Consider the following 23,278-nt stretch of genomic DNA (forward strand, 5'->3'; position numbering starts at 1 on the left):
TAGCAGGTGATGGGACGGCCAATTTCCAGGATCAGGCCGCGCTCTTGTGTTGCTCGCGCATGGTCTGCAGGAACAGGTCGGGCGCCATCGGCCGTCCCATCAGATAACCCTGCAGGGCGTCGCAGCCCACCGCCGTGAGAAATTGCTGCTGACGCTCGGTCTCCACACCCTCGGCCACGATGCGCAGGTTCAGCGTACGCCCCAGGGCCACGATGGCCGAGACGATGGCGGCGTCCTCGGTGCCGTCGCTCAGATCGCGTACGAAACCGCGGTCGATCTTCAATTCATTGGCCGGCAGGCGCTTGAGATACAGCAGGCTGGAATAGCCGGTCCCGAAGTCGTCGATGGCAATCTCCACCCCCAGGTCGGCGATCTTCTGCAAGGTCTCCAGGCTGGCTTCGGTATCGTGCATGGCGGTCGATTCGGTCACCTCCAGCGTCAGGCAGGGCGGTGGCAGCTGGTGGCGCTCCAGGGCCGAGCGCACTACCTCCACCAGATGCGGGTCGGCGAATTGCACCGCCGACAGGTTGACCGCGATCTTCCAGTCGGTATAGCCCAGCGTCAGCCATTCATGCATCTGGCGGCAGGCTTCGTCCAGCACCCAGGCGCCGATGGGGATGATCAGGCCGGAGCGCTCGGCCAGGCCGATGAATTCGTCCGGTCCCACCAGTCCGCGCTCGGGATGCTGCCAGCGCAGTAGCGCCTCGGCGCCCAGAACCGGGCCATCGGGCAGGCTGAACTTGGGCTGGTAGACCAGCCGGAACTGCTTGCGCTCCAGCGCCGCCCGCAGGTCCTGCAGCCACTGCAGCTGGTGATGGGCGTTGGCATTCATCGATGGTTCGAAGAAGTTGTAGCCATTGCGACCGGCGCGCTTGGTATGGTACATCGCGGCATCGGCATTGATCACCAGGTCGTGACGGGTGCTGCCGTCTTCCGGGTAGATGGCGATACCGATGCTGGCCGAAACCCGCAATTCATGCTCGCCCACCCGGAACGGCTGGTTGACCGCCTCCACCAGCTTCTCGGCCACCGGCATGGCGTCATCGGGCCGGGCCAGGTCGACCAGGATCACGAATTCATCGCCGCCCAGCCGCGCCACCGTATCGTGGGCGCGGGTGGTGGTCGTCAGGCGGCGCGCCACTTCCACCAGCAGGCGGTCGCCCACATGATGGCCCAACGAATCGTTGATGGCCTTGAAGCCGTCCAGGTCCATGAACATCAGCGCAAAATGACCATTGCTGCGGGCTGCCTTGTTGATCGACTGGGTCAGGCGGTCTTCCAGCAGGGTGCGGTTGGGCAGCTTGGTGAGGTGATCGTGCAGCACCATCTGGGTCAGTTCTTCATTCGCCTCGGCCAGCGACCGGGCCAGCTTGGCGGTGCGCGACTCCAGCCGCGCATCCAGCACCGAGGTCAGCAAGGCGATGGTCAGCACCGCCAGCGTGACCACGATGATCAGGATGGCCAGCCAGCCGATGCCCACGCCTTCGCGCGCCGACATGCAGACCGAGCCGATGGGGAAGCTGGCTGCGGCCATGCCGGTGTAGTGCATGCCGACGATGGCCACCCCCATCACCACCGAGGCGCCGGCGCGCGCCGCCTGCACGTGCGGGGTATTCCTGCGCAGGCTGAAGGCGATCCACAGGGCCGCCGCCGAAGCGGCTATCGCAATCAGTATCGAGACCAGGAACAGTGGCAGCTCATAATCGATGCCGGGCTGCATGCGCATGGCCGCCATCCCGGTATAGTGCATGCCGGCGATGCCGCTGCCCATCAGCAGGGCACTGCCGAACAGGCGCCGCAACGGCAGTTGCGGACGGGTGACGATCCACAGGGCATAGCCCGAGGTGGCGATGGCGATCAGCAGCGACAGCACCGTGATCCAGGCGTCGTAGCCCAGGGCGATCGGCAGGCGGAAGGCCAGCATGCCGATGAAGTGCATGGACCAGATCCCCACGCCCATGGCGACGGCGCCGCCGCTGAGCCAGAAGCGCGCGGCGCGGGAATGCTGGCTGCTGGTCGTATTGATACGCTCGGCCATGTCCAGCGCCGTATAGGAGGCGAGGATGGCGACCAGCAGTGAGACGACAACCAGCAACTTGTCGTAGGTGGCGATGAGCATGGCGAGGGGTGCAGCGTATCAGGAGAGCATTAGGGCGAAACATCGAGGGAGGCATCGTCAAGCCGGATGCCCGTGTACCTAGCTTAGAAGGCGCGGTATTGTCCCACAATCAGGAAATACCCGTTGTCATCCTGATATGTTTATGCACCACCCGCCGTCCCTTCCGCGGCTTCTGCCTCCCCTCGGAGCAGCGCGGGCAGCGCAATCGGCAACTTTATCCGGCGCAGCCGATCTGTTCTCACTGCGGTGCGCATGCTGGCCGGTAGGCCAGCCGCGATGCCAGCCCGACCGCCGGCCGTCGTGGACGCGCTTTCCCCGAACTGGCCGCGCAGCACGACAACATGCAAAATGACAACAAAACACAACAAATTGACAACAAGGACATCATGCTGAGCTTACCCCAAACCCGTCCGCGCCATCGGAAAAACTGCCTGCCCCCACGCTGCCCACGCTGGAAACGCGCTTCCCGCCTGATTGCCCTGGCGTGGTGTGGCATCGGCGCACCGCTGCTCTGGAGCAGCCCGGCCCAGGCAGGCATCTCCATGGTGCAGCCACCCAAGCGCATCGATGCCAGCAAGCCCCTGGAACTGACCCTGCTGGTGTCCGAGGACGAGCAGGCCGAGCGCAGCTACAGCCTGCCGCCCACCCTGCTGGTGGCGGCCTCGGCCGACATGATCCCGCCCCAGCAGATCACCCTGCAGCGGGTCGACGGCGCGGACCGGCTCACGCTGCGCCAGGGCGAGTTCCGCAAGGTGCATTATCGCGGTGTGCTGCCGGAGCGGCTGCGCGGCATGGTGCGCATCGAACCGATCGGCATCGACGCCTCGCCGGTGCTGGTGGCGGTGGTACGTCCCGATGCCGGGCTGGGGCCGTTGCCGGAGTCGCCCGACCTGATCAACACCCCGCTGGCCGACTCCAGCAGCAAGGTGGCCCCGGTGGCGCCCTCGGCCACGGTGCTCACGCCCGGCACCAATGCCTCGCCCATCGACAGCGCGCCGGCGGCCGAAGATATCCTCTCCAACAATCGCCGCCTGTCCTTCAACGAGCCGATGTACTTCACGGTCGGGCATAACCACGGCGATACCAATGCGCGCTTCCAGCTCAGCTTCAAGTTCCGCCTGTTCGTGCCGGACGATCCGCGCTCGCGCAGCCTGCTGGACAATCTCTACCTGGGCTATACCCAGTTCTCGCTGTGGGACCTGTCGGCGCCTTCCGCGCCCTTCCGCGATACCAGCTATCGCCCCAGTCTGTACTACTACCTGCCGGACCTGGGCATCCAGAACCGCGTGTTCAGCCGCATCGGCATCGCCACCGGGCTGGAACACGAGTCCAATGGTCGCGACGGCCCCGAATCGCGCAGCATCAATACCTATTTCATCGAACCGACCTTCAACTTCGGCAACCTCAACGACTATCACTTCAGGGTCGCGCCCAAGGTCTACGCCTACCTTGGTCCAACCCGCGACAATCCGGACATCGCCGACTACCGTGGCCACCTGGACCTGAAACTGGCCTACGGCAAACCGGACGGCGTGGAAGTGGCGACCATGCTGCGCAAGGGCAAGCTGGGCGGCAAGTACAGCGCCGAGACGCAGATTTCCTATCCGCTCTCGCGCCTGCTGCCGGGTACCGCCGGCTATCTGATGGCCAGCTATTTCTCCGGCTACGGGGAAAGCCTGCTGACCTACAACCAGAAGGACAGCCCGCAACTGCGCATCGGCTACGCCTTGTGGCGTTAAGCACTGCTGACCGAACTGCAAAAGCACAACGGGGATGCCATGCATCCCCGTTGTTCATTGTTGCAGCGGACCTTGACGGCTTGTCAGGCCACGGGTGTGCGCATGGTGACGAATTCCTCGGCCGAGGTCGGATGGATGCCGATGGTGGTATCGAACTGCGCCTTGGTGGCACCACACTGCAGGGCCACGGCGAAACCCTGGATCACTTCGCCGGCGTCGCCGCCGACCATGTGCACGCCCAGCACCCGGTCAGTGGCGGCATCGACCACCAGCTTCATGAAGGTTCGTTCAGTATTGCGCGAAAGCGTGTTCTTGAGCGGCTTGAAATCGGTCTTGAAGATCTTCACCGCGCCCACTTCCTTCCTGGCCTCCTCCTCGCTCATGCCCACGGTGCCGATGTTGGGATGGCTGAAGACGGCGGTGGGGATGTTGCGGTAGGACATGCTGCGCTCGCCCTTTCCGAACAGGCGCGCCACCACCACCATGGCCTCGGCCAGCGCCACCGGGGTGAGCGCCACGCGGTCGATGACATCGCCCACGGCCAGGATGGAAGGCACGCTGCTCTCGAAGTTGTCGTTGACCGGGATGGCGCCGTTCTTCTCCAGCGCGACACCGACCTTCTCCAGCCCCAGCCGGCCCGTATTGGGCGTGCGGCCGGTGGCGAACAGCACGCACTCGGCCTGCAGGGTCTCGCCATTGGTCAGGCGTACCTGCTTGACGCTGTCCTCCGTGGCTCCTGCGGCATCCCCGGCTTCGATGGCATCGATGCTGGCATTGAACACCAGGCGAATCCCCTTCTTTGCCATCTCGTCGGCCAGGTGCACGCCGAGGTCGGCATCCATGTTGCGCAACAGGCGCTCGCGGCGATAGACCAGGGTCACCTCGCTGCCCAGGCCGTTGAGGATGGAGGCCAGTTCCACTGCAATATAGCCGCCCCCCAGCACCACCGCGCGCTTGGGCAGGCCCTTGAGGTGGAAGAAATCATCCGAGGTGATCCCCAGTTCGCTCCCCGGAATCTGCGGCTTGTCCGGATGGCCACCGGTGGCGATCAGGATGTGGCGGGCGGTGAAGCGCTGGCCATCGACGTTGACCGTATGCGCATCCTCCACCGTGGCAAAGCCGCGATGCAGCTTGACGTTGGCCCCGTCCAGCAGACGCTGGTAGATGTCGTTGAGGTGGGCGATCTCGCGGTCCTTGTTGGCGATCAGGGCCGACCAGTCGAAGCTGGGCTTGCCGTTGAGGGTCCAGCCATAGCCGGCGGCGTCGGCGAAGTCCTCGTGGTAATGCGCACTGTAGGACATCAGCTTCTTCGGAATGCAGCCCACGTTGACACAGGTGCCCCCCAGGTCGCCCTTCTCCGCCAGGCCCACGCGGGCGCCGGTCTGGCCGGCGAAGCGCGCGGCGCGCACGCCACCGGACCCGCCGCCGATGGTGAAGAGGTCGTAATCGTATTGGCTCATGGTTTCTCCATTGCATGGACGCCGCCCCCCTGGCCGCGTCCTTGTTCGTCACATCGTTATGCGGGCGTACTGCCGCTTTGCAAGGGCGCCCGGCGCCGGCCGTCCAGCGCCCGCATCACCAGCAGCACCGGCGCCAGCCCAACCAGCACGATGGACAGCGCCGGCAGTGCCGCTTCACCCAGGCGTTCGTCGCGCGCCAGGTTGTGCGCAATCACGGCCAGGGTATCGGTATCGAAGGGACGCAACAGCAGGGTCGCCGGCAATTCCTTGACCACATCGACGAACACCATCAGGGCCGCCACCGCCAGCGAACGCCACAGCAAGGGCATGTGCAGGCGCCAGGCAATGGCCCTGCGCGAACTGCCCAGGGTGCGCGCGGCTTCATCGAGACTGGCCGGGATGCGGGTATAGCCGGACTCCACCGACTGCACCGCAACCGCCGTGAAGCGTACCAGATACGCATAGATCACGCCCAGGGAGCTGGCCGTGAGCAGCACACCCAGACCGGCCGCCGGCCAGCGCGCCTGCAGCCAGGCCACCGGCAGCAGGATGCCCACCGCGATCACCGATCCGGGAATCGCATAACCCATGCCGGCCAGCCGCGCCGTCAGGCGCAACATCGCCCCCTGCAGGCGCGGCAGGCCACCGGCACGCAGCGCAAAGCACAGGGCCAGCGCCAGCACGATGGCCGCCAGCGCCGCCATGCCGCCGAAGCGGAAACTGTTCCACACCCAGCGGGCATAACGAGCCAGGTCGAAGGCCACGCCGGCTTCATGATTCACCTCACCCCACCACAGATGCAGCAGGATGCCCACCGGCAGCAGGAACCCCGCCACCACCGGCAAGCCGCACACCAGCCAGGCCAGCACCGTCGGTCCGCGCGTCAGGTGCGGGCGGGTACCCTCGGCGCTGTCAGCGGCATCGGCGCTGCGTGCGCCACGGGTGACGGCAAATCGCATGCGGCCCTGCTCGCGGCGTTCCAGCCACAGCAGCACCGCCACGAACAGCAGCAACAGCGAAGCGTACTGGGCCGCCGCGATGCGGTCGTCCAGCACCACCCAGGCCTTATAGATGCCGGTAGTAAAGGTGGTCAGGCCGAAATAGGCCGACACGCCGTAGTCCGCCAGCGTCTCCATCAGCGCCAGAGCGGCCCCGGCCGCCAGTGCCGGACGCGCCAGCGGCAGCGCCACGCGCACGATGCGCTCGGCCAGTGGCGTACCCAGCATGCGGGCTGCCTCCATCAGGTGGTTGCCGCGTTCGGACAGCGCATTGCGCGCCAGCAGATAGGCATAGGGATAGAGCGTGAAGACGAACATGCAGATCGCCCCCGGCAGACCGCGCACATCCATGCGCCAGCCGGGGAACCAGCCGCGCAGCGTGCTCTGCACCTGCCCGGCGTATTGCAGGAAATCGGTATAGGCATAGGCCGAGACATAGGCCGGCATTGCCATGGGCAGCAGCAAGGCCCAGGACAGCCAGCGCCGTCCGGGAAATTCGAACAGGCTCACCGTCACCGCCGCCGCACCGCCCACCAGCACCACGCCCAGCGGCACCATCAGCGCCAGCCAGCCGGAGGTGGCAAGGTAACCGGGCAGGACGGTCTGCATCTGCTGGCGCAGGCTGTCCACGCCCGCCGCGTCCAGGCCCAACCAGGCGGCGAGGATGCCCAACAGCGGCAAGGCGATCAGCACAGCAAGCAAACCGATGATATGCATAACAAGGAAACGGTGAAAATGGACTAGCCAGGTGGAAGACGCGAGGGCTTGCGCTACACTGCACACCCTCAGGCAATCGCGAATTGTAACCATTTCACCGGGCATCTCCATGTTTCTGGAAGTCGAGCACCTCAGCATCCGCTATCCCCGCACTCCCTCCGCCGCCGTCGACGACGTCTCGCTGCGCCTGCAGCCGGGCGAGCTGGGTGCGCTGATCGGTCCCTCCGGCAGCGGCAAGACCAGCCTGCTGCGCGCCGTGGCCGGGCTGGAGCCGGCACAGGCCGGCCGCATCCGGCTGGCCGGGACCTTGCTGGAAGGCGATGGCATCCGGGTGGCGGCCGAGGAGCGCCGCATCGGCATGGTGTTCCAGGATTTCGCGTTGTTCCCGCATCTGGATGTGGCAGCCAACATCGGCTTCGGCCTGCGTGGCATGGCACGCGGCCAGCGCGAACAGGTGGTCACGGCCATGCTGGAGCTGGTCGGTCTGTCGGGGTCGGGCGGCAAGTTCCCGCACCAGCTTTCCGGCGGCCAGCAGCAGCGTATCGCCCTGGCGCGGGCGCTGGCGCCGCAGCCACGCCTGCTGTTGCTGGACGAACCGTTTTCCAGCCTGGATGTGGAATTGCGTGAACGTCTGGCGCACGACGTGCGCGACATCCTCAAGCGCACCGGCACCACCGCCCTGATGGTCACGCACGACCAGATGGAAGCCTTTGCCGTGGCCGACGTAGTGGGCGTGATGCGGCAAGGCCGCCTGGAACAGTGGGATAGCCCCTACGCCCTCTACCACCGCCCGGCCACCCGCTTCGCGGCCGATTTCATCGGCCACGGCGTGCTGCTGCAGGGAACACTGATGCAGACATCTGCCACGGCCTCCGGCCGGGACGGGAGCGAGGGAGAAATCGAAGTGCAGACCGCAGCCGGCCTGTTGCGCGGCACGCCCTTGCACGATCGGCCCCAGCCGGCAAATGCGCAGGTGGACGTGCTGCTGCGGGCTGACGACGTGATGCATGACGACGCCTCACCCTTCAAGGCAAGAGTCGTTCGCAAATCATTCAGGGGAGCGGAATTTCTCTACACGCTGGCGCTGGAGAACGGGCAGCAACTGCTGTCGCTGGTCCCCTCCCACCACGATCACGCGGTGGGCGAGTGGATAGGCATCAGGCTGGACGTCACGCATCTGGTGACCTTCCCCAGCATGGAGTCGTCGTTGGCGGCGGCCGCAGAGGCCGGCACCGCCAGTGCTGGAGTGGTCACACGCTGATCCACGCAGGCCGCCCGGCCCAGCGCATCCACCACCAGCCAGTCGAGGGCGCGCCGCATCAGGCGCGCGCCTTCGACAGCACCACCAGCCAGCGGCGCAGCAGCAGGATTTCCACATGGCCGGGCTCGATGCCGGCGCTGCACTCGATCACCGGATTGACGCGATAACGGCGCACATAGGTGTCACGGCAGATGAAGATTTCGCGACGACCCAGGCGGATCGCCAGCGAAGACGGGCTGGAAGATGCAACAGCGAAGCGAGCGTCGGAAGCAAGATCAAAGTGTGTCATGGCAGCGATTCCTCTTCTTGTCGATTGGAGGCTTCACTTTAGCACAAGTACTGTATGAATACACAGTATTTTTTATACAGTACTGTATGCATCATGGCGAGCATACAACAGCCGGCCCATCCTGCATTTCCCGCCGTGGCGCCTAAGCCACACCGGCCGCCAGGCGCGCCCGCACGAAGCCGATGTGTTCCCGCAGCACATAGAACTGGTCGGCAAAGGCCAGCGGCATCTTCATCCGGTTCACCGCGATCTCGATCTCGTCCAGGCGCCTGAGCATCTCGGCCTGGTCTTCCGGCGATTCGCGGGACAGGCCGCGTTCCAGCGAGATCAGCTCGCCATACCAGCGATAGATGCGCGAACGCACGCGCCAGCCATAGAGCATCGGCACCAGGCGGATACCCGGGATGAGCAGCAGGATCACCGGCAGCACGATCACCACCGCCCGGTCCACCAGGCTGGCCATCCAGAACGGCAGGGTGCGGTAGAAGAAGGTCTTGCCGGACTTGTAATAGCGCGCCGCATCGTCGCTGATCGGATATTCATGCTCCAGCGGCGCCGGGAACTCCCCCGCCTTCTGCATCACGTTGGCCTTGCCATGCACTTCGCGGGCGGCCGCGATCAGCAGGTCCGACAGCGCCGGATGCAGGTCCTCGCGCGCCACCAGTTCGGCCGTGGGTGCGATCAGCTGGGTATCGCGGGCCGGCAGGTTGCGCGCCAGGTCGAACACGCCCATGGGCATCTTCAGGGTATTGAGATAGCGGAAGCGCCGCACATAGGCATCGGCCTGGGAGAAATCCAGCAGGCGGATGCCAGGGGCGCGCAGCAGCTTGCCCATGGTCGCCACCGATACCGAATCGCCCATCAGGAAGGCCGCATCGATCTTGCCACCGGTCAGCGCCTGGGCCGCCTCATCGCCGCCGATGTTCAACAGCTGGGTGCTGCCGCCCTCTTCCACACCGTTGGCCTTGAGCAGGGTCGCGGCCAGCACGCTGGAGCCGCTCCCGGCACCACCGATGGCGATGCGCTTGCCGGCCAGCTCCGACAACTGGCGCAGCGGCGGCACCGGCTTGCCGTCCTCACGTGGCGGCGGCGTGCGGTAGTACACCGACACCGGCACATAGGAAATGCTGCCAAGCGACACCAGCGGCGCCAGCGCCTCGGCCGGTACCGCACCGGCCAGGCCGCCCTGCACGAAGCCGACGTCCAGGCTCTGGTCGGGATCGGCCAGGCGTTTCAGGTTGTCCAGCGAGCCCCCGGTCTCGACGATATCGAGGCGGATGCCATCGCGCGCCAGGATGGCCTTGTAGCGTTCGGCCACGCGCCAGAAATTGCTGTCCTTGGGACCGGCAGCGATCGTGATCGAAGACGGCGGCGCCGGGCGGATCAGCCAGATCACCAGCCAGGCGCCGATCAGGATCAGCAGGATGATGGGACCGAAGCTGACGGCCAGGTCGCGCCAGGAGATGGCCACGAAGCGCGCCCGGATGCGGGTCGCCGACGGGGCGTAGGCGGAGAGTTTCTTGTCTTTGAGCATGCGCGCTATTCTAGCCGCGCCGCCCCGCTTTGGGCTGCACCGCCTTGTAACGCGATGTGACTCTCCGCGTCAGTCGCTCAGTAGGTCTTGTACGGCAGGAACTTGCCCGACAGCATCACGTTCACGCGGTCCCCATTGGGATCGGCCTGGCGCTGGATATCCATCTTGAAATCGATGGCGCTCATGATGCCATCGCCGAATTCTTCGTGGATCAGTTCCTTGATGGTGCTGCCATAGACGCTGACGATCTCGTACCAGCGGTAGATCAGCGGATCGGTCGGCACCGGGGTCGGCAGCGAACCCTTGTAGGGCACGATCTGCAGCCACAGGGTTTCTTCATCGGTGAGTTCGAACAGCTCCTGGGCGGTGGCGGCCTGCTTGGCGGTCAGGGTCATCTGGCCCAGCATGGCAGCGGTGGTCCACTCCTTGCTCTGGCCGATGCGCTCGGCGATCTGGGCCCAGGTCATCTTCTTGCTGACCTTGGCGGTGACGATCTTCTGGGTGACTTGGTTGCGGTCCATGGCTATCTCCTTTGGGTGGACGGGATGAAGATCGACGACACACCTCTCAGTGCGCGTCATCGATCGTGACGAATGCTTGCGACACAATGACGAAATCTCTTGGGCTGCCCTGCCCACTTTCAGGCCACCGCCTGCTCCAGCCCCGGCATCACGATGCGCGTGGGAGGACGCGGTACGCCGCTGGCCTGGGCCGCCTGGATCTGGCGCGAGCGGTGTACCAGGAAGTCCACCAGGTGATTGCGGATGCGATAGAACTGCGGATCGTGATGCATGGCTTCCCGGCTGCGGGTCTTGGGCAAGGTGTTGATGACCACTTCGGCGATGCAGGCCTGCGGGCCGTTGGACATCAGGAATATCTTGTCGGCCAGCAGGATGGCCTCGTCCACGTCATGGGTGATCATGAACACGGTCTGCCCGGTGGCCGCGCAGATCTTCAGCAGCTCGTCCTGCACCACCCCGCGTGTGAGGGCATCGAGGGCGCCGAAGGGTTCGTCCATCAGCAGCATCTTGGGCTCGATGGAAAAGGCCCGGGCGATACCCACCCGCTGCTTCATGCCGCCCGAGAGCTCGGAGGGCTTCTTGTGCTCAGCCCCCTTCAGCCCCACCATCGCGATGAAGCGGCGCGCATGTTCCTCGGCCTTGGCGCGCGACCAGTCCGGCCAGCGCGAACGGACCGCGAACACCACGTTGCCCAGCACGCTGAACCAGGGCATGAGCGCATGGCTCTGGAACACCACGCCGCGATCCAGGCTCGGCCCCTTGATCTCGCGCCGGTCCATGATGACCACGCCGTCGCTGGCCGCCTCCAGCCCCGCCAACACGTTGAGGATGGTGGTCTTGCCGCAGCCGGAGTGGCCGATCACGCAGACGAATTCACCGCGGTCGATGCCGAAGGAAACCTGTTCGAACACCGGCGGCGCGCCCGCCGCATAGCGCTTGGAGAGCCCCTGCACGCTCAGGAAATTGTGGTCCATGCTCTTGCCCTCTTCATTCGATGTACGCGATTTACTCGACATAGGTCACCAACCTTTGCAGCCGGGCGAAGATCAGGTCCAGCACCATGCCGGTCACGCCGATGACCAGGATGGCGAAGATCACGCTGGTCAGCGACAGGTTGTTCCATTCGTTCCAGACGAAGTAACCGATGCCGGTGCCGCCCACCAGCATCTCGGCCGCCACGATCACCAGCCAGGCGATGCCCATGGAAATGCGCATGCCGGTCAGGATGGTGGGTGCCGCCGCCGGCAGGATCACCAGGAAGGCGCGCCGCAACGAGGACACTTCCAGCGTCTTGGCCACGTTGAGCCAGTCGCGCCGCACCGAGGCCACGCCGAAGGCGGTGTTCATCAGCATCGGCCAGACCGAGCAGATGAAGATCACGAACACGCCCGAGATCGACGAATCCTTGATCGTGTACAGCGCCAGCGGCATCCAGGCCAGCGGCGAGATGGGCTTGAGGATCTGGATGAAGGGATTCAAGGCGCGCTGCATCAGCGGCGACATGCCCAGCAGGAAACCCAGCGGAATCGCCACCACCGCCGCAATCGCAAATCCCAGTCCGACCCGTCCCAGCGAATAGGCCAGCTGGATGCCGATGCCCTTGTCGTTGGGACCGTTGTCGTAGAAGGGATTGGCCAGCTCCTTGCGGATGGTCTCGCCCATCTGCGCCAGGCCGGGAAAGCCGTCGCGCTTGGCCGCGCCACTGCTCTTGCCCATCAGCTTGGCGTATTCATCCTGGGCGGCACTGGCCGCGCCCTCCTGCGGCAGCGTCGCGAAATGCCACACCATCAGCAACGCCGCCAGCAGCAACAGCGAGATCAGCGCAGCGCGCCAGCCAAGATGCCTGGCCGGCATCATGCGCTCCTCTTGATGGCGAAGCTGTTGACGTAGGCCTCGGCCTTGTTGGCGTCGAACTCCTTGCCCATGATGGAATACTTGCGATAGGCGCCTTCCGGCACCGGCTGGCCCAGTTCCTTCATGTGCTTCTTGGCCTCGGTCAGCAGCAGCACCTTCTCGGTGATGGCCTTGTAGTCGATATCACCCTTGACGTAACCCCAACGCTTCATCTGCGTGAGAATCCACACCCCCATCGAATCCCAGGGCACCGGGTCGAAGTCGGCACGGCCCGGCACGTTCTTCACATTGCCCAGACCATCGGCAAAGCGCCCGGTCAGCACCTGCTCCACCACCGTCTCGGGCTGGTTGAGGTAGGCTGCCGGCGAGATCACCTTGGCCACCAGCGAGCGGTTGGACGGGTCGCGCGCCATCGCGGCGGCGGTCAGCACGGCGCGGAACAGCGCGGCGAAGGTGTTGGGGTTCTGCTTGATGAATTCTTCCGACGTACCAAAGGCACAGCAGGGGTGGCCATCCCAGATGTCGCGCGAGAGGATGTGGATGAAACCGATCTCGTCATACACCGCGCGCTGGTTGAAGGGATCGGGGCCGAGGAAGCCGTCGATGTTGCCGGCCCGCAGGTTGGCCACCATCTCCGGCGGCGGCGTGACGCGGATCTGCACATCGCGGTCCGGGTCCAGGCCATGTTCGGCCAGGTAGTAGCGCAACAGGAAGTTGTGCATCGAATACTCGAACGGCACCGCGAACTTGAAGCCCTTCCACTGCCGGGGATCGCGCTTGTCCTTGTGCTTGTTGTGCAGCGTGATGGCCTGGCCGTTGATGTTCTGGATGGTCGCCACGCGCATCTGGGTGGCATTGCTGCCCACCCCCATGGACATGGCCATGGGCATAGGCGAGAGGAAGTGCGAGGCGTCGTGTTCCTTGTTGATCATCTTGTCGCGGATCAGCGCCCAGCCGGCCGTCTTGTTGAGCGACACGTTCAGGCCCTGCTTGCGGTAGAAGCCCAGCGGGTCGGCCATGATCAGCGGCGCCGCGCAGGTGATGGCGATGAAGCCGATCTTGAGGTCCTTCTTTTCCAGGGCACCATTCTTTTCCTGCGCCATGGCCTGCAGCGAACCCAGCGGCAAAACACTGGCAATGGCCGCCCGCGCTGCATTGCGGCCCACCGCCCGCAGGAAGTCGCGGCGCTCGGCCACCCGCGGGAAGAGCGAACGCATCACGGCTTCTTCCACCACGTCGTTGGTGAGGGCTTCCACATCCTGGCCGCGCTGCTGGCGCAGTGCTTCGACCTCGACATTGTGTTGCTGCTGGCTGCCGTGGCGGCCACAGGAACAGCCCTGGCCGGCGCGCTCGGCGTCATAGGTGTGGAACAGATTGGTGTCTGCTGCGTTCGGCATGATTCCCCCGTTTGGTGAGTGTGCGGTGATTTCTTTGCTTCACCACCCTCCATTGCAAGGGACTTGCCAGCTTCATGGGCTACGTCATGCTGTCACGACATCCTGTAGTGCTGGCACTACAAGCCGGGGCCAAACCCGCGTCAGACCGGCAGCAACTGGTGACGTACCGCATACATGGCGATGCCGACGTCATTGGCGGCGCCAGTCTTTTCCAGGATGCGGCTGCGATAGGTGCTCACCGTATTGGGGCTCAGTTCCAGCTGCTCGGCGATCTCCCGCACGCTGCGCCCGGCGGCGATCAGCTGGAACACCTGGTATTCACGGTGCGACAGGCTCTCGTGCGCCGCCCGCGGCGCAGCACCGGCGTGCTGGGCCAGGCCGGAGGCCAGCGTCTCGGCCATCTGCGCGCTCACGTAGAGGCCACCGCCGGCGGCCTTGCGGATGGCATCCACCAGTTGTTCGGGATCGGCGCTCTTGTTGAGATAGCCGGCCGCACCCAGCTTGTAGCAGCGCGCTGCATATTGCTTCTCGGGATAGGTGGACAGCATCAGCACCGGCAGGCGCGGCATCTCCTGCTTGATCTGGCGCAGCACGTCCAGCCCGTCCTGCTGGGGGATGGCGATGTCCAGCAGCACCAGGTCGATGGCCTCCACCCGGGCCCGGTGCAAGACCTCCGGCCCGCTGGCACATTCGGCGGCGACCTCGATATCGGGGGTATCGGCCAGGATCTGCTTGAGACCCTCGCGCACGATGCGATGATCGTCGCACAAGAGAATGCGGATGGTCTCGGCGCCGGCGCTCATGCCGCCTCCCGGCCGCCGTGACTGGGCAGGCGCAGGCAGACCAGGGTCCCCGGCCTGCCGCTCTCTGGTGCAAGGCGCGCACCAGCAATGCTCAATGCGCCGCCAAAGTGCAAGGCCCGTTCGCGCATGCCCATCACGCCGTAGGAGGTGGCCGCCTCCAGCGCCGCACGGGGTGCGCCCACGCCATCGTCTTCCACTTCCATGCGCAGCTCCGACGGGCTCAGGTGCACGGCGATGCGTACCCGCGTGGCATTGGCATGACGCGCGACGTTGGACAACATCTCCTGGAAGATGCGAAACGCCGCCGTGGCCTTGGCGCCATCCGGGGGAAAGGCTTCGGGTGCGATATCGAACTCGACCTCGCAGGGCAGTTCGGTGGCTTCCGAGAACTCCTGCACCTGCCATTCGAGGGCGGCGATCAGGCCCTGGTGATCCAGGATGCTGGGCCGCAGGTCGGTGATGATGCGTCCCACATTGTCCACCGCCGTCTCGATCAGGCGGCTCATGGCATCACACTTGCGGGCCACCGGTTCCAGGTCGGTGACGCGCTTGGCCATCCAGTTCACATCCAGTTTCAAGGCCACCAGCAGGCTGCCCAGTTCATCGTGGATCTCGCGGGCGATGCGGGTGCGCTCATCCTCGCGCACCGAGTGCGCATGGGCCGACAACTGGCGGACCTGGCGCAGGGCGGCCGACAGTTCGCGGGTGCGCTCGGCCACCCGCACTTCCAGCTCGGCCTTGGCGCGCTGCAGTTGTTCCTCGGCCTGGCGGCGCTTGGAGATATCGCTGAATGTGATCACCGCACCGCGTACCTGGCCGCCGTCGATGATCTGGTAGGAAGAATATTCGGTCGGGAAGAAGCTGCCATCGGCACGCCAGAACACTTCCTGATCGACCCGGCAGGACTCGCCCTTGCGGAAGGCCTTCAGGATGGGGCAGTCGGCCTCGGGGTAATGACCGCCGTGCTCATGGCTGTGGTGCACCAGATCGTGCATGTTGCGCCCCAGTACCTCGGCCGGGGCATAGCCCAGCATGTCGGCGCCGGCCCGATTGATGAAGGTACACAGGCCATCCAGGTCGATGCCGTAGATGCCTTCGCCGGTGGAGTCCAGCAGCAGCGCCAGCTTGTCGCGCAACAGGCCGCCGGGTGCGGCCAGGGCATCGGAAGCAAAAACGGGCAGGTGGGGATCGTTGTGCATGATCCCCACCTGCCCGCAAGAGGCATGCCAGTGCCCGCCGCCCGGGGCCTGGCCCGACAGTGGTACCGGCCGGCCCCGCTACGGCATGTACTGCCCGCCGTTGACGTCGATGATCTGGCCGGTCACATAGCCCGACATCTGGTCCGAGGCCAGGTAGAGGAAGGCACCGCTGCACTCGTCCGGGTCGCCGATGCGGCCCATGGGGATGGTCTTGCGGAAGCCCTCCAGCTGTTCCGGGGTGGTGAAGCGTTCCTGGAACGGGGTCATGATCACGCCCGGCGCCACGGCGTTGACGCGGATCTTGTCGGCCAGCAATTCCTTGGCCATGCCACGCGTGATGGTACTCACGAAGCCCTTGGAGGCCGCATAGATCAGCGCACCCGGGCCGCCGCCATGGCGCGCCGCCACCGAGGTCACGTTGATGATGTTGCCGCCGCCCTGGCCGCGCATGACCGGAATCACCGCCCGCGTGAAGGCCACCACCGAGCGCGAATTGATATTGACGATGTCGTCGAACAAGGCATCGGTGACCTGCTCCAGCGGCATGCGCTGGACCAGGCTGCCGGCGTTGTTGATGAGTACGTCGATGCGCCCCATCTGCTCGACCGCCTTGGCCACGGCGGCATTGATGGCAGCGCTGTCGCGCACGTCGGCGCCGATAGTGATGGCCTTGCTGCCGGCGGTGCGCACCTCGGCGGCGACCGCTTCGGCTTCCTTGGCCGAGCTGTTGTAGTGCACCACCACATGGGAACCACGGGCGGCGAAGGCACGCGCGGCGGCGGCGCCGATGCCGGTGCTCGCTCCACTAATGAAGACGACTTTTCCTGCCAGATCCAGCATGCTGTTCTCCTGTTCATAAACGGTTGATCATTCATGCTCCGGCTTGTGCATGGGGCGGCCCTGCGCGCCCTGCCGGTATCGCTTCTTGTATTCTGGGCGCCGCAGTGGGTCACACTGCGGCTGTCCTGCCACGTCGCCGTTGTGGAGTGCCGCAGGACCCGGTCCGGCGAGACCCGGTCCGGCGGGACCCGGTCCTGCGGCAACGGCGACGCTTGCTGCCTGATCAGTCGTGCACCGATTCGTCGCGGTTGCGACCGGCGCTACGGTAGGCGTCGCGCACATTCATGAGGTGATTGCGCATGGCTTCGGAAGCCTTCTGCGGATCGCGGGCCTTGAGCGCATCGAGGATGTCGCGGTGGTCCTGCAGGCTGCGCTCCAGCGTGGCCGGAATGCGCGAGGTGATGGAACGGCTCTTCTTGCCCAGCATGTAGAGGCTGCCGGCCACGCTCTGCAGGAAGGGGTTGTTGCAGCCCTCGATGATGGCTTCGTGGAATTCCACGTCGGCCGCCGAGAAAGCGGCGGGGTCCGACAGCAGGCGCGCCTCGTCCTCGACGTTGCGCACCAGCCGGTCCAGCTCGGCCTGCTCCATGTGAGTGGCCGCCAGCGCCGCCACCCCGGTCTCGATGATGAGGCGGGCGTCGAACAGCGCTTCCAGGGTGCCGGGATTGAGGTCGATGATCATCTCCAGCGGTTCCAGCAGTTCGCGGGTTTCCAGCGAACTGACGAAGGTCCCCTCGCCCTGGCGAATGCGCAGCAAGCCCAGCAGTGCCAGCCCGCGGATGGCCTCGCGCACGGCCGGCCGGCCCACGCCCAGCATGGCCGCCAGCTCGCGCTCGGGCGGCAGTTGCTGGTCGGGCTTCAACAGACCGCTGCGGATCATGGTCAGCAAGCGCTGCGCGACCTGTTCGGAAATCGATTTCTGGACGATGGGATCAAAGGACATGCTGTCGGGGGTGAAGACCTGTAGGGATGATTCATTGCCGCATCGGCAACGTCTTGCTGGCCTGGGACGCAAGCGTCGCAAAGGTAAGACCAATGGCTGTGGAGGATAGGTATCGGGGCGGGATGTGTCAAGCGGCGGGAACATTGGTGCGGCGCGCAAGAAACTGCCGCCACGTCTGCTCGCCGGGCCACGGCCAAGCGATACAAGCTCCGGCTTCTGGTAGCCTATCGACGAACAAATTTACCGCTCTCATCCATGAACCTGCGCTTCGTAGAGGCCTTCCACTGGGCCGCCTCGCTCAAGAGCATCACCCGCGCCGCCGAAAAGCTGCATATCACGCAATCGACCATGTCCAGCCGCATCGCCTCGCTGGAAGAAGAACTGGGCGTGGTCCTGCTGGACCGCCGCGCCAAGCAGTTCCGTCTCACCGCCTCGGGCCAGCGCTTCCAGTTGCTGGCGGTGAAGCTGCTGTCGCTGCAAAGCCAGATCCGCCAGGAACTGGGCGGCAGTCCGGCCGGGCCGATGGCGCTGCGCATCGGCAGCATCGAATCGGTGGTGCACAGCTGGCTGCCCGGCTGGCTCAAGGAAATCCGCAGCCGCTATCCCGATTTCGCGCTGGAACTGACCGTGGAAACCTCGCCGGTGCTGATGGAACAGATCGGGCGCGGCGCCCAGGACCTGGTCTTCACCTCCATCGTGGGCAGCGATACGGCGGTGCGCTCGCGCATCATGGCGTCAATGGAGATGGTCTTCGTCGGCCATCGCGATACCCATGGCACGCGTCGCTATCGGCTGGAAGAATTGGCGGCCGATGACCTCATCACCTTCCAGCGCGGCTCGCAGCCGCACCAGGGGCTGCTGCAGCTGCTGCAGGAGTCCGGGCTGCCGATGCCACGCGTGCACGCCATCTCCTCGATTTCGGCCATGGTGCAACTGGTAGAAGGCGGCTTCGGCGTGGCGACCCTGCCCAAGCTGGCCATGCGTGAACTGACCCGCCGCCTGCCGCTGCGCATCCTGCGCTGCGAAGAAACGCTGCCCCCGCTGCAGATCCACGCCAGCTACCGCGAGGAGCCCGGCTCCAGCGTGGCTGAACTGGTGCTGGATTCGGCCCTGGAACATGCCCGGCGCGCCCAGGGCAAACGGCGCGGCACGTCGACAGCGGACGCAGACTGAATCCGACGCCATCCTCCGGCCATCGCCATCGGGCAAGCCGTTTCGCGCCAGTCGGGAAACACCTATCAGCTGACGGGAACAACAAAAAGTCAATCAACAAAAACGCTGACGTCATCGAAAAAATCGATAACAAAAGATATAAATTTTTTGTTGGACGCGTGCTGGATGCCCCTCCTACCATCGGTGGCATTCCCATCCCATCATCAAGCGCCAGCACGACGCAGGAGACCGCCATGCCTGAAACGCCCACCATGCCGCACGCCCCCCGCAGCATTTCCCTCACCGCCGATTCGACCGCACTGGAAGTGCGACTGGCCGCCCGCCATGGCGACTTCACCGGCCACACCAGCGGGGTGGCCAGCGCCCATGTGCAGGTCAACCTGGCCATCCTGCCGGCCGCGCTGGCCGATGACTTCCGCCGCTTCTGCGAACTCAATCCGGTGCCCTGTCCGCTGCTGGGCGTCTCCGAGCCAGGCTCGCCGGCCATCCCGGGACTGGGCCAGGACCTGGACATCCGCACCGATGTGCCGCGCTATCACATCTGGCGCAATGGCGAACGCGTGAGCGAGGTCACCGACCTGCGCGCCTACTGGCGCGACGACCTGGTGACCTTCGCGCTGGGCTGTTCGTTCTCCTTCGAGCACGCGCTGCTGGCCGAGGGCATCCCGCTGCGCCATGTCAGCGAAGGCCGCAACGTGGCCATGTATCGCACCAATATTCCGACCAAACCGGTGGGAGTCTTCTCCGGCCCCACGGTGGTCTCCATGCGCCCGCTCAAGGCCGCCGATGCCATCCGCGCCGTGCAGATCACCGCCCGCACACCGCAGGTGCATGGCGCCCCCATCCACATCGGCGACCCCGCCCTGATCGGCATTACCGATATCAACCAGCCCGACTACGGCGATGCAGTGGCGGTCCACGACGATGAACTGCCGGTGTTCTGGGCCTGCGGCGTCACACCGCAGGCGGCCATCGTGGCGGCCTGCCCGGCCTTCTGCATCACCCACGCGCCCGGCTACATGCTGGTCACCGACAAGCTCAACAGCGAACTCTGACACCCCGCCCCGGAGACAACCATGTGGCTCAAAGAAACCAGCAGCGCAGAACGACGCACCCTGACGGCGACCTTCACCGGCTACGCAGTGGACGGCTTCGATTACATGATCTACACCTTCCTCATCCCCACCCTGCTGGCGGCGTGGAGCATGAGCCGCGCCGAGGCTGGCTACATCGCCACCGGCGCCCTGCTGACCTCGGCCGTGGGGGGCTGGGCCGCCGGCATCCTGGCTGACCGCTACGGCCGCGTACGGGTGCTGCAATGGACGGTGCTGTGGTTCGCCTTCTTCACCTTCCTCTCCGGCTTCACCGATTCCTTCGGCCAGCTGTTCTTTACCCGCGCCATGCAGGGCTTCGGCATGGGAGGCGAGTGGGCGGTCGGTTCGGTGCTGATCGCCGAGACCATCTCGGCGCGCCATCGCGGCAAGGCCTCGGGCCTGGTGCAGAGCAGCTGGGCGGTGGGCTGGGCGGCGTCGGCGCTGGCGTTCTGGGGCGTCTATGCGGTGCTGCCGCCGGAGATGGCGTGGAAGGTGCTGTTCTGGATCGGGGTGCTGCCGGCCCTGCTGACGCTCTACATCCGCCGCGCCATCAGCGAGCCGGCGGTGTTCGTGGCGGCCCAGGCGAAGATGCGGGAAAGCGGCCAGCGTGGCAACTTCCTGCGCATCTTCCATCGCGACCTGTTGCGCACCACCATCCTGGCGAGCCTGCTGGCCACCGGCATGCAGGGTGCCTACTACTCGGTGACCACCTGGCTGCCGACCTTCCTCAAGACCGAGCGCCATCTCTCGGTGCTGGGCACCAGTACCTATCTGCTGGTATTGATCGGCGGTTCCTTCTGCGGCTATCTCACCTCGGCCTGGCTATCCGACACCATCGGTCGCCGCCGCTGCTTCATGCTGTTCGCGGCCATGGGCATCCTGCTGGTGCTGAGCTATACGCAGATGATCATCACCGACGCCTGGATGCTGGCGCTGGGCTTCGTGCTGGGGTTCTTCCTGTCGGGAATCTTCTCGGGCATGGGCGCCTACCTGTCCGAACTGTTCCCCAGTGATGTGCGGGGCTCGGGCCAGGGCTTCTGCTACAACTTCGGTCGCGCCATCGGTGCGATCTGCCCGGCGCTGGTGGGTTATCTCAGCAACAGCATGCCGCTGGGACAGACCATCGGCTGGATCGCCGCCGGCTGTTACGGACTGGTGATCGTGGCCTGCCTGATCCTGCCGGAGACGCAGGGCAAGGAGCTGGAAGCGGCGGTCACCACTGTCTGACCGTTCCCGCAGGGCAGCGAGCACAGGCCGGCGCCAAAACGCCGGCCTGTTTGCATTGCGCCCTCGTATAAAACAGGTTGCTCAATAGGCGCTGGCCTGATCAAGCGCAGCGATGTCTTCGCGGCTCAACTGCAAGCGCGTGGCGGCCACCAGTTCGTCGAGCTGCGCCAGCGAGGTGGCGCTGGCAATCGGCGCAGTCACGCTGGGGCGCGCAATCAGCCAGGCCAGCGCGACGGCGGCCGGGGTGCTGGCGTGACGGGCGGCGACCGCATCCAGCGCAGCCAGGATCTGCAAGCCACGCGGGTTGAGATAGGACTTCACCTTGCCGCCACGGGCGGCGCTCTTGCCCAGGTCGGCCTCGCTCCGGTACTTGCCGCTGAGGAAGCCGCTGGCCAGCGAATAGAAGCCGATCACGCCCACGCCCTGCTCCAGGCAATACGGCTCCAGCGTGCGTTCGAACCCTTCGCGGGCGATGAGGCTGTATTCGGGCTGCAGGGTCTGGTACAGCGGCAGACCCAGCTGGCGGCCGATGTCGCGCGCCTGCGCCAGCCGATCCACCTCGTAGTTGGAGGCCCCGATGAGGCGCACCTTGCCGGCCTTGACCAGGGTGTCGTAGGCGGCCAGCGTTTCTTCCAGCGGCGTGCTGCGATCATCGTCGTGCGACTGGTAGAGGTCGATATGGTCGGTCTGCAGGCGGCGCAGCGAATCTTCCACGGCGCGCAGGATGTAATCCTTCTTCAGGCCGACGCGACCCTCGCCCATGTCCTTGCCGACCTTGGTGGCGATAACTACCTTGTCGCGCCGACCACCCTGGGCCAGCCACTTGCCGATGATGGTCTCGGATTCGCCGCCCTGGTTGCCGGGCGCCCAGCGCGAATAGACGTCGGCGGTATCGATCAGGTTCAGGCCGGCCTCGACGAACTTGTCGAGAATGGAGAAAGAGGTCTTCTCATCGATGCTCCAGCCGAACACATTGCCGCCGAAGGCCAGCGGTGCCACGGTGATATCGGATTGACCCAGCTTGCGTTGTTGCATCGGAATCTCCTTGTCATGATGGTCGGAAACAGTGACGGCCATTGTAGGCGCGGCCCGCAAACTCTGCTGACGAGCATCTTCCAAGCAAAGCCGACAGCGCGTTAAGATAGTCGCCACGACATTGCATGCAGCGCACCTGCCCGCCCGCCACCCTCATGAAGCCCCGCATCGCCTCCACCGAACTGGCCCGGCACCGCACCGGCAAGCTGACCGATACCGTGTACGCCAGCCTGCGCGACGACATCTACGCCTTCCGCCTGCTGCCCGGCGACCGCTTCGCCGAGAATGACGTGGCCGAACGCCTGCAGGTTTCGCGTACCCCCGTGCGCGAAGCGCTGATGCGACTGCAGAGCGAGGGACTGGTGCGCGGCCATTTCCGCAACGGCTGGGAAGTGGTGCCGATCGACCTGGCGCGTTTCGCCTCCCTCTATGAATTGCGTGAAATGCTGGAGCTGCACGCAGTGCGCAAGCTGTGCTCCCCGCGCATCGCGCCCGAACGTCGCCAGCAACTGGTCGCGACACAGGGCGCCATCTGGCAGTGCGCCGCCACCGACCGCCTGCCGGACGGCCTGGCCGTAGCGGCCCTGGATGAAGGCTTCCATGCCGCGCTGGTGCAGGCAGCCGGCAATGGCGAGGCCGACAGTGTCTATCGCCAGCTGACCGACCAGCTGCGCATCATGCGTCGGCTCGACTTCGCCTATGGCGACTGCATCGACGACACCTACGCCGAGCACTGCGCCATCCTGGACGCCATCGCCGGCGCCGACGCCGAACTGGCCGGCGCCCTGATCGCCCGTCACATCGAGGACAGTCACACCGTGGTCGAGCGCCTCACCATCACCCGTCTGGAACAGGTACGCGCCGGGTCGGTGCAGACCGCACCGCCGCAAGGCAATCTGGTCACCGGCGGAGCACCGGCACGACGCAAGCGCTTCGGCTGAGCAAGGCCCCACACCCTCCCCGCTTCCCCTGTCCCCCTCTGTGTGAACCTGTAGCGGACGGTTTTTTCCACATGCGCGCTTGCCGCCAGGCAAATGGCATGAAAGCTGCTTTTGTGAGCCCAGGATTTATGCAT

General features: G+C 65.4%; 20 protein-coding genes. 6 read left to right on the forward strand and 14 right to left on the reverse strand.

Annotation, left to right across the window (positions count from 1 at the left end; genetic code table 11):
- Nucleotides 1–31: 31 nt before the first annotated feature.
- Complete coding sequence (locus VE092_RS09715; RefSeq protein WP_324876150.1) at nucleotides 32–2,119, reverse strand: putative bifunctional diguanylate cyclase/phosphodiesterase; 2,088 nt, start codon at nucleotides 2,117–2,119, stop codon at nucleotides 32–34.
- A gap of 386 nt (nucleotides 2,120–2,505) precedes the next feature.
- On the opposite strand from VE092_RS09715, the gene VE092_RS09720 reads away from it, so the two are divergent.
- A complete protein-coding gene (locus tag VE092_RS09720; RefSeq protein ID WP_324876152.1) occupies nucleotides 2,506–3,858 on the forward strand; it encodes a phospholipase A in 1,353 nt (450 codons plus the stop codon).
- 83 nt (nucleotides 3,859–3,941) lie between these two features.
- On the opposite strand, the gene gorA is transcribed toward VE092_RS09720, so the two are convergent.
- A complete protein-coding gene (gene gorA / locus VE092_RS09725; RefSeq protein ID WP_324876154.1) occupies nucleotides 3,942–5,318 on the reverse strand; it encodes a glutathione-disulfide reductase in 1,377 nt (458 codons plus the stop codon).
- A 56-nt stretch (nucleotides 5,319–5,374) separates the two neighbouring features.
- On the reverse strand, nucleotides 5,375–7,033 hold the full coding sequence (locus VE092_RS09730) for an iron ABC transporter permease (RefSeq protein WP_324876156.1): 1,659 nt from the start codon (nucleotides 7,031–7,033) through the stop codon (nucleotides 5,375–5,377).
- A gap of 109 nt (nucleotides 7,034–7,142) precedes the next feature.
- Here VE092_RS09730 and VE092_RS09735 point away from each other — a divergent pair, with 109 nt between their 5' ends.
- Nucleotides 7,143–8,294: an ABC transporter ATP-binding protein gene (locus VE092_RS09735; RefSeq protein ID WP_324876158.1), complete on the forward strand. Its 1,152-nt coding sequence runs from the start codon at nucleotides 7,143–7,145 to the stop codon at nucleotides 8,292–8,294.
- A 58-nt stretch (nucleotides 8,295–8,352) separates the two neighbouring features.
- Here VE092_RS09735 and VE092_RS09740 read toward each other — a convergent pair whose 3' ends face one another.
- The 10 genes from VE092_RS09740 to VE092_RS09785 all read right to left on the reverse strand — a co-directional run bounded on the left by VE092_RS09740 (nucleotide 8,353) and on the right by VE092_RS09785 (nucleotide 17,674).
- Nucleotides 8,353–8,583, reverse strand: a complete 231-nt coding sequence (locus VE092_RS09740) for a hypothetical protein (protein ID WP_102663367.1) — start codon at nucleotides 8,581–8,583, stop codon at nucleotides 8,353–8,355.
- A gap of 142 nt (nucleotides 8,584–8,725) precedes the next feature.
- Nucleotides 8,726–10,117: a TAXI family TRAP transporter solute-binding subunit gene (locus VE092_RS09745; RefSeq protein ID WP_077236322.1), complete on the reverse strand. Its 1,392-nt coding sequence runs from the start codon at nucleotides 10,115–10,117 to the stop codon at nucleotides 8,726–8,728.
- A 77-nt stretch (nucleotides 10,118–10,194) separates the two neighbouring features.
- The gene (gene cynS / locus VE092_RS09750; RefSeq protein WP_006462740.1) at nucleotides 10,195–10,638 is read right to left on the reverse strand and encodes a cyanase; all 444 of its coding nucleotides are present in this window, start codon (nucleotides 10,636–10,638) and stop codon (nucleotides 10,195–10,197) included.
- Between the two features lie 119 nt (nucleotides 10,639–10,757).
- A complete protein-coding gene (locus VE092_RS09755) occupies nucleotides 10,758–11,612 on the reverse strand; it encodes an ABC transporter ATP-binding protein (protein WP_006462741.1) in 855 nt (284 codons plus the stop codon).
- Between the two features lie 31 nt (nucleotides 11,613–11,643).
- The gene (gene ntrB / locus VE092_RS09760) at nucleotides 11,644–12,495 is read right to left on the reverse strand and encodes a nitrate ABC transporter permease (RefSeq protein ID WP_039874908.1); all 852 of its coding nucleotides are present in this window, start codon (nucleotides 12,493–12,495) and stop codon (nucleotides 11,644–11,646) included.
- A complete protein-coding gene (locus VE092_RS09765; RefSeq protein WP_324876166.1) occupies nucleotides 12,492–13,889 on the reverse strand; it encodes a CmpA/NrtA family ABC transporter substrate-binding protein in 1,398 nt (465 codons plus the stop codon). The genes ntrB and VE092_RS09765 overlap by 4 nt, the downstream gene beginning before the upstream one ends.
- Nucleotides 13,890–14,029: 140 nt before the next feature.
- The gene (locus VE092_RS09770; RefSeq protein WP_006462744.1) at nucleotides 14,030–14,692 is read right to left on the reverse strand and encodes a response regulator; all 663 of its coding nucleotides are present in this window, start codon (nucleotides 14,690–14,692) and stop codon (nucleotides 14,030–14,032) included.
- Nucleotides 14,689–15,891, reverse strand: coding sequence for a PAS domain-containing sensor histidine kinase (locus VE092_RS09775; RefSeq protein WP_324876169.1), 1,203 nt, complete (start codon nucleotides 15,889–15,891; stop codon nucleotides 14,689–14,691). The genes VE092_RS09770 and VE092_RS09775 overlap by 4 nt, the downstream gene beginning before the upstream one ends.
- 78 nt (nucleotides 15,892–15,969) lie before the next feature.
- Complete coding sequence (locus tag VE092_RS09780; protein ID WP_324876171.1) at nucleotides 15,970–16,731, reverse strand: glucose 1-dehydrogenase; 762 nt, start codon at nucleotides 16,729–16,731, stop codon at nucleotides 15,970–15,972.
- A gap of 223 nt (nucleotides 16,732–16,954) precedes the next feature.
- Nucleotides 16,955–17,674, reverse strand: coding sequence for a FadR/GntR family transcriptional regulator (locus tag VE092_RS09785; protein ID WP_006462747.1), 720 nt, complete (start codon nucleotides 17,672–17,674; stop codon nucleotides 16,955–16,957).
- 255 nt (nucleotides 17,675–17,929) lie between these two features.
- Here VE092_RS09785 and VE092_RS09790 point away from each other — a divergent pair, with 255 nt between their 5' ends.
- The 3 genes from VE092_RS09790 (at nucleotide 17,930) to VE092_RS09800 (ending at nucleotide 21,168) form a co-directional block, all read left to right on the forward strand.
- Nucleotides 17,930–18,847: a LysR family transcriptional regulator gene (locus VE092_RS09790; protein ID WP_324876174.1), complete on the forward strand. Its 918-nt coding sequence runs from the start codon at nucleotides 17,930–17,932 to the stop codon at nucleotides 18,845–18,847.
- Between the two features lie 233 nt (nucleotides 18,848–19,080).
- Nucleotides 19,081–19,902: a putative hydro-lyase gene (locus VE092_RS09795; protein WP_324876175.1), complete on the forward strand. Its 822-nt coding sequence runs from the start codon at nucleotides 19,081–19,083 to the stop codon at nucleotides 19,900–19,902.
- Between the two features lie 21 nt (nucleotides 19,903–19,923).
- Entirely contained in the window at nucleotides 19,924–21,168 is a 1,245-nt protein-coding gene (locus tag VE092_RS09800) for an MFS transporter (protein WP_324876177.1), read from the forward strand.
- Between the two features lie 81 nt (nucleotides 21,169–21,249).
- Here the strand turns inward: VE092_RS09800 and VE092_RS09805 are convergent, their stop codons facing one another.
- A complete protein-coding gene (locus VE092_RS09805) occupies nucleotides 21,250–22,203 on the reverse strand; it encodes an aldo/keto reductase (protein ID WP_324876179.1) in 954 nt (317 codons plus the stop codon).
- Nucleotides 22,204–22,328: 125 nt separating this feature from the next.
- Between VE092_RS09805 and VE092_RS09810 the strand changes: the two genes are divergently transcribed.
- Nucleotides 22,329–23,144, forward strand: a complete 816-nt coding sequence (locus tag VE092_RS09810) for a GntR family transcriptional regulator (RefSeq protein ID WP_324876181.1) — start codon at nucleotides 22,329–22,331, stop codon at nucleotides 23,142–23,144.
- Nucleotides 23,145–23,278: the final 134 nt, after the last annotated feature.

Source organism: Herbaspirillum sp., assembly GCF_035644555.1.
Taxonomy (GTDB): domain Bacteria; phylum Pseudomonadota; class Gammaproteobacteria; order Burkholderiales; family Burkholderiaceae_D; genus Herbaspirillum.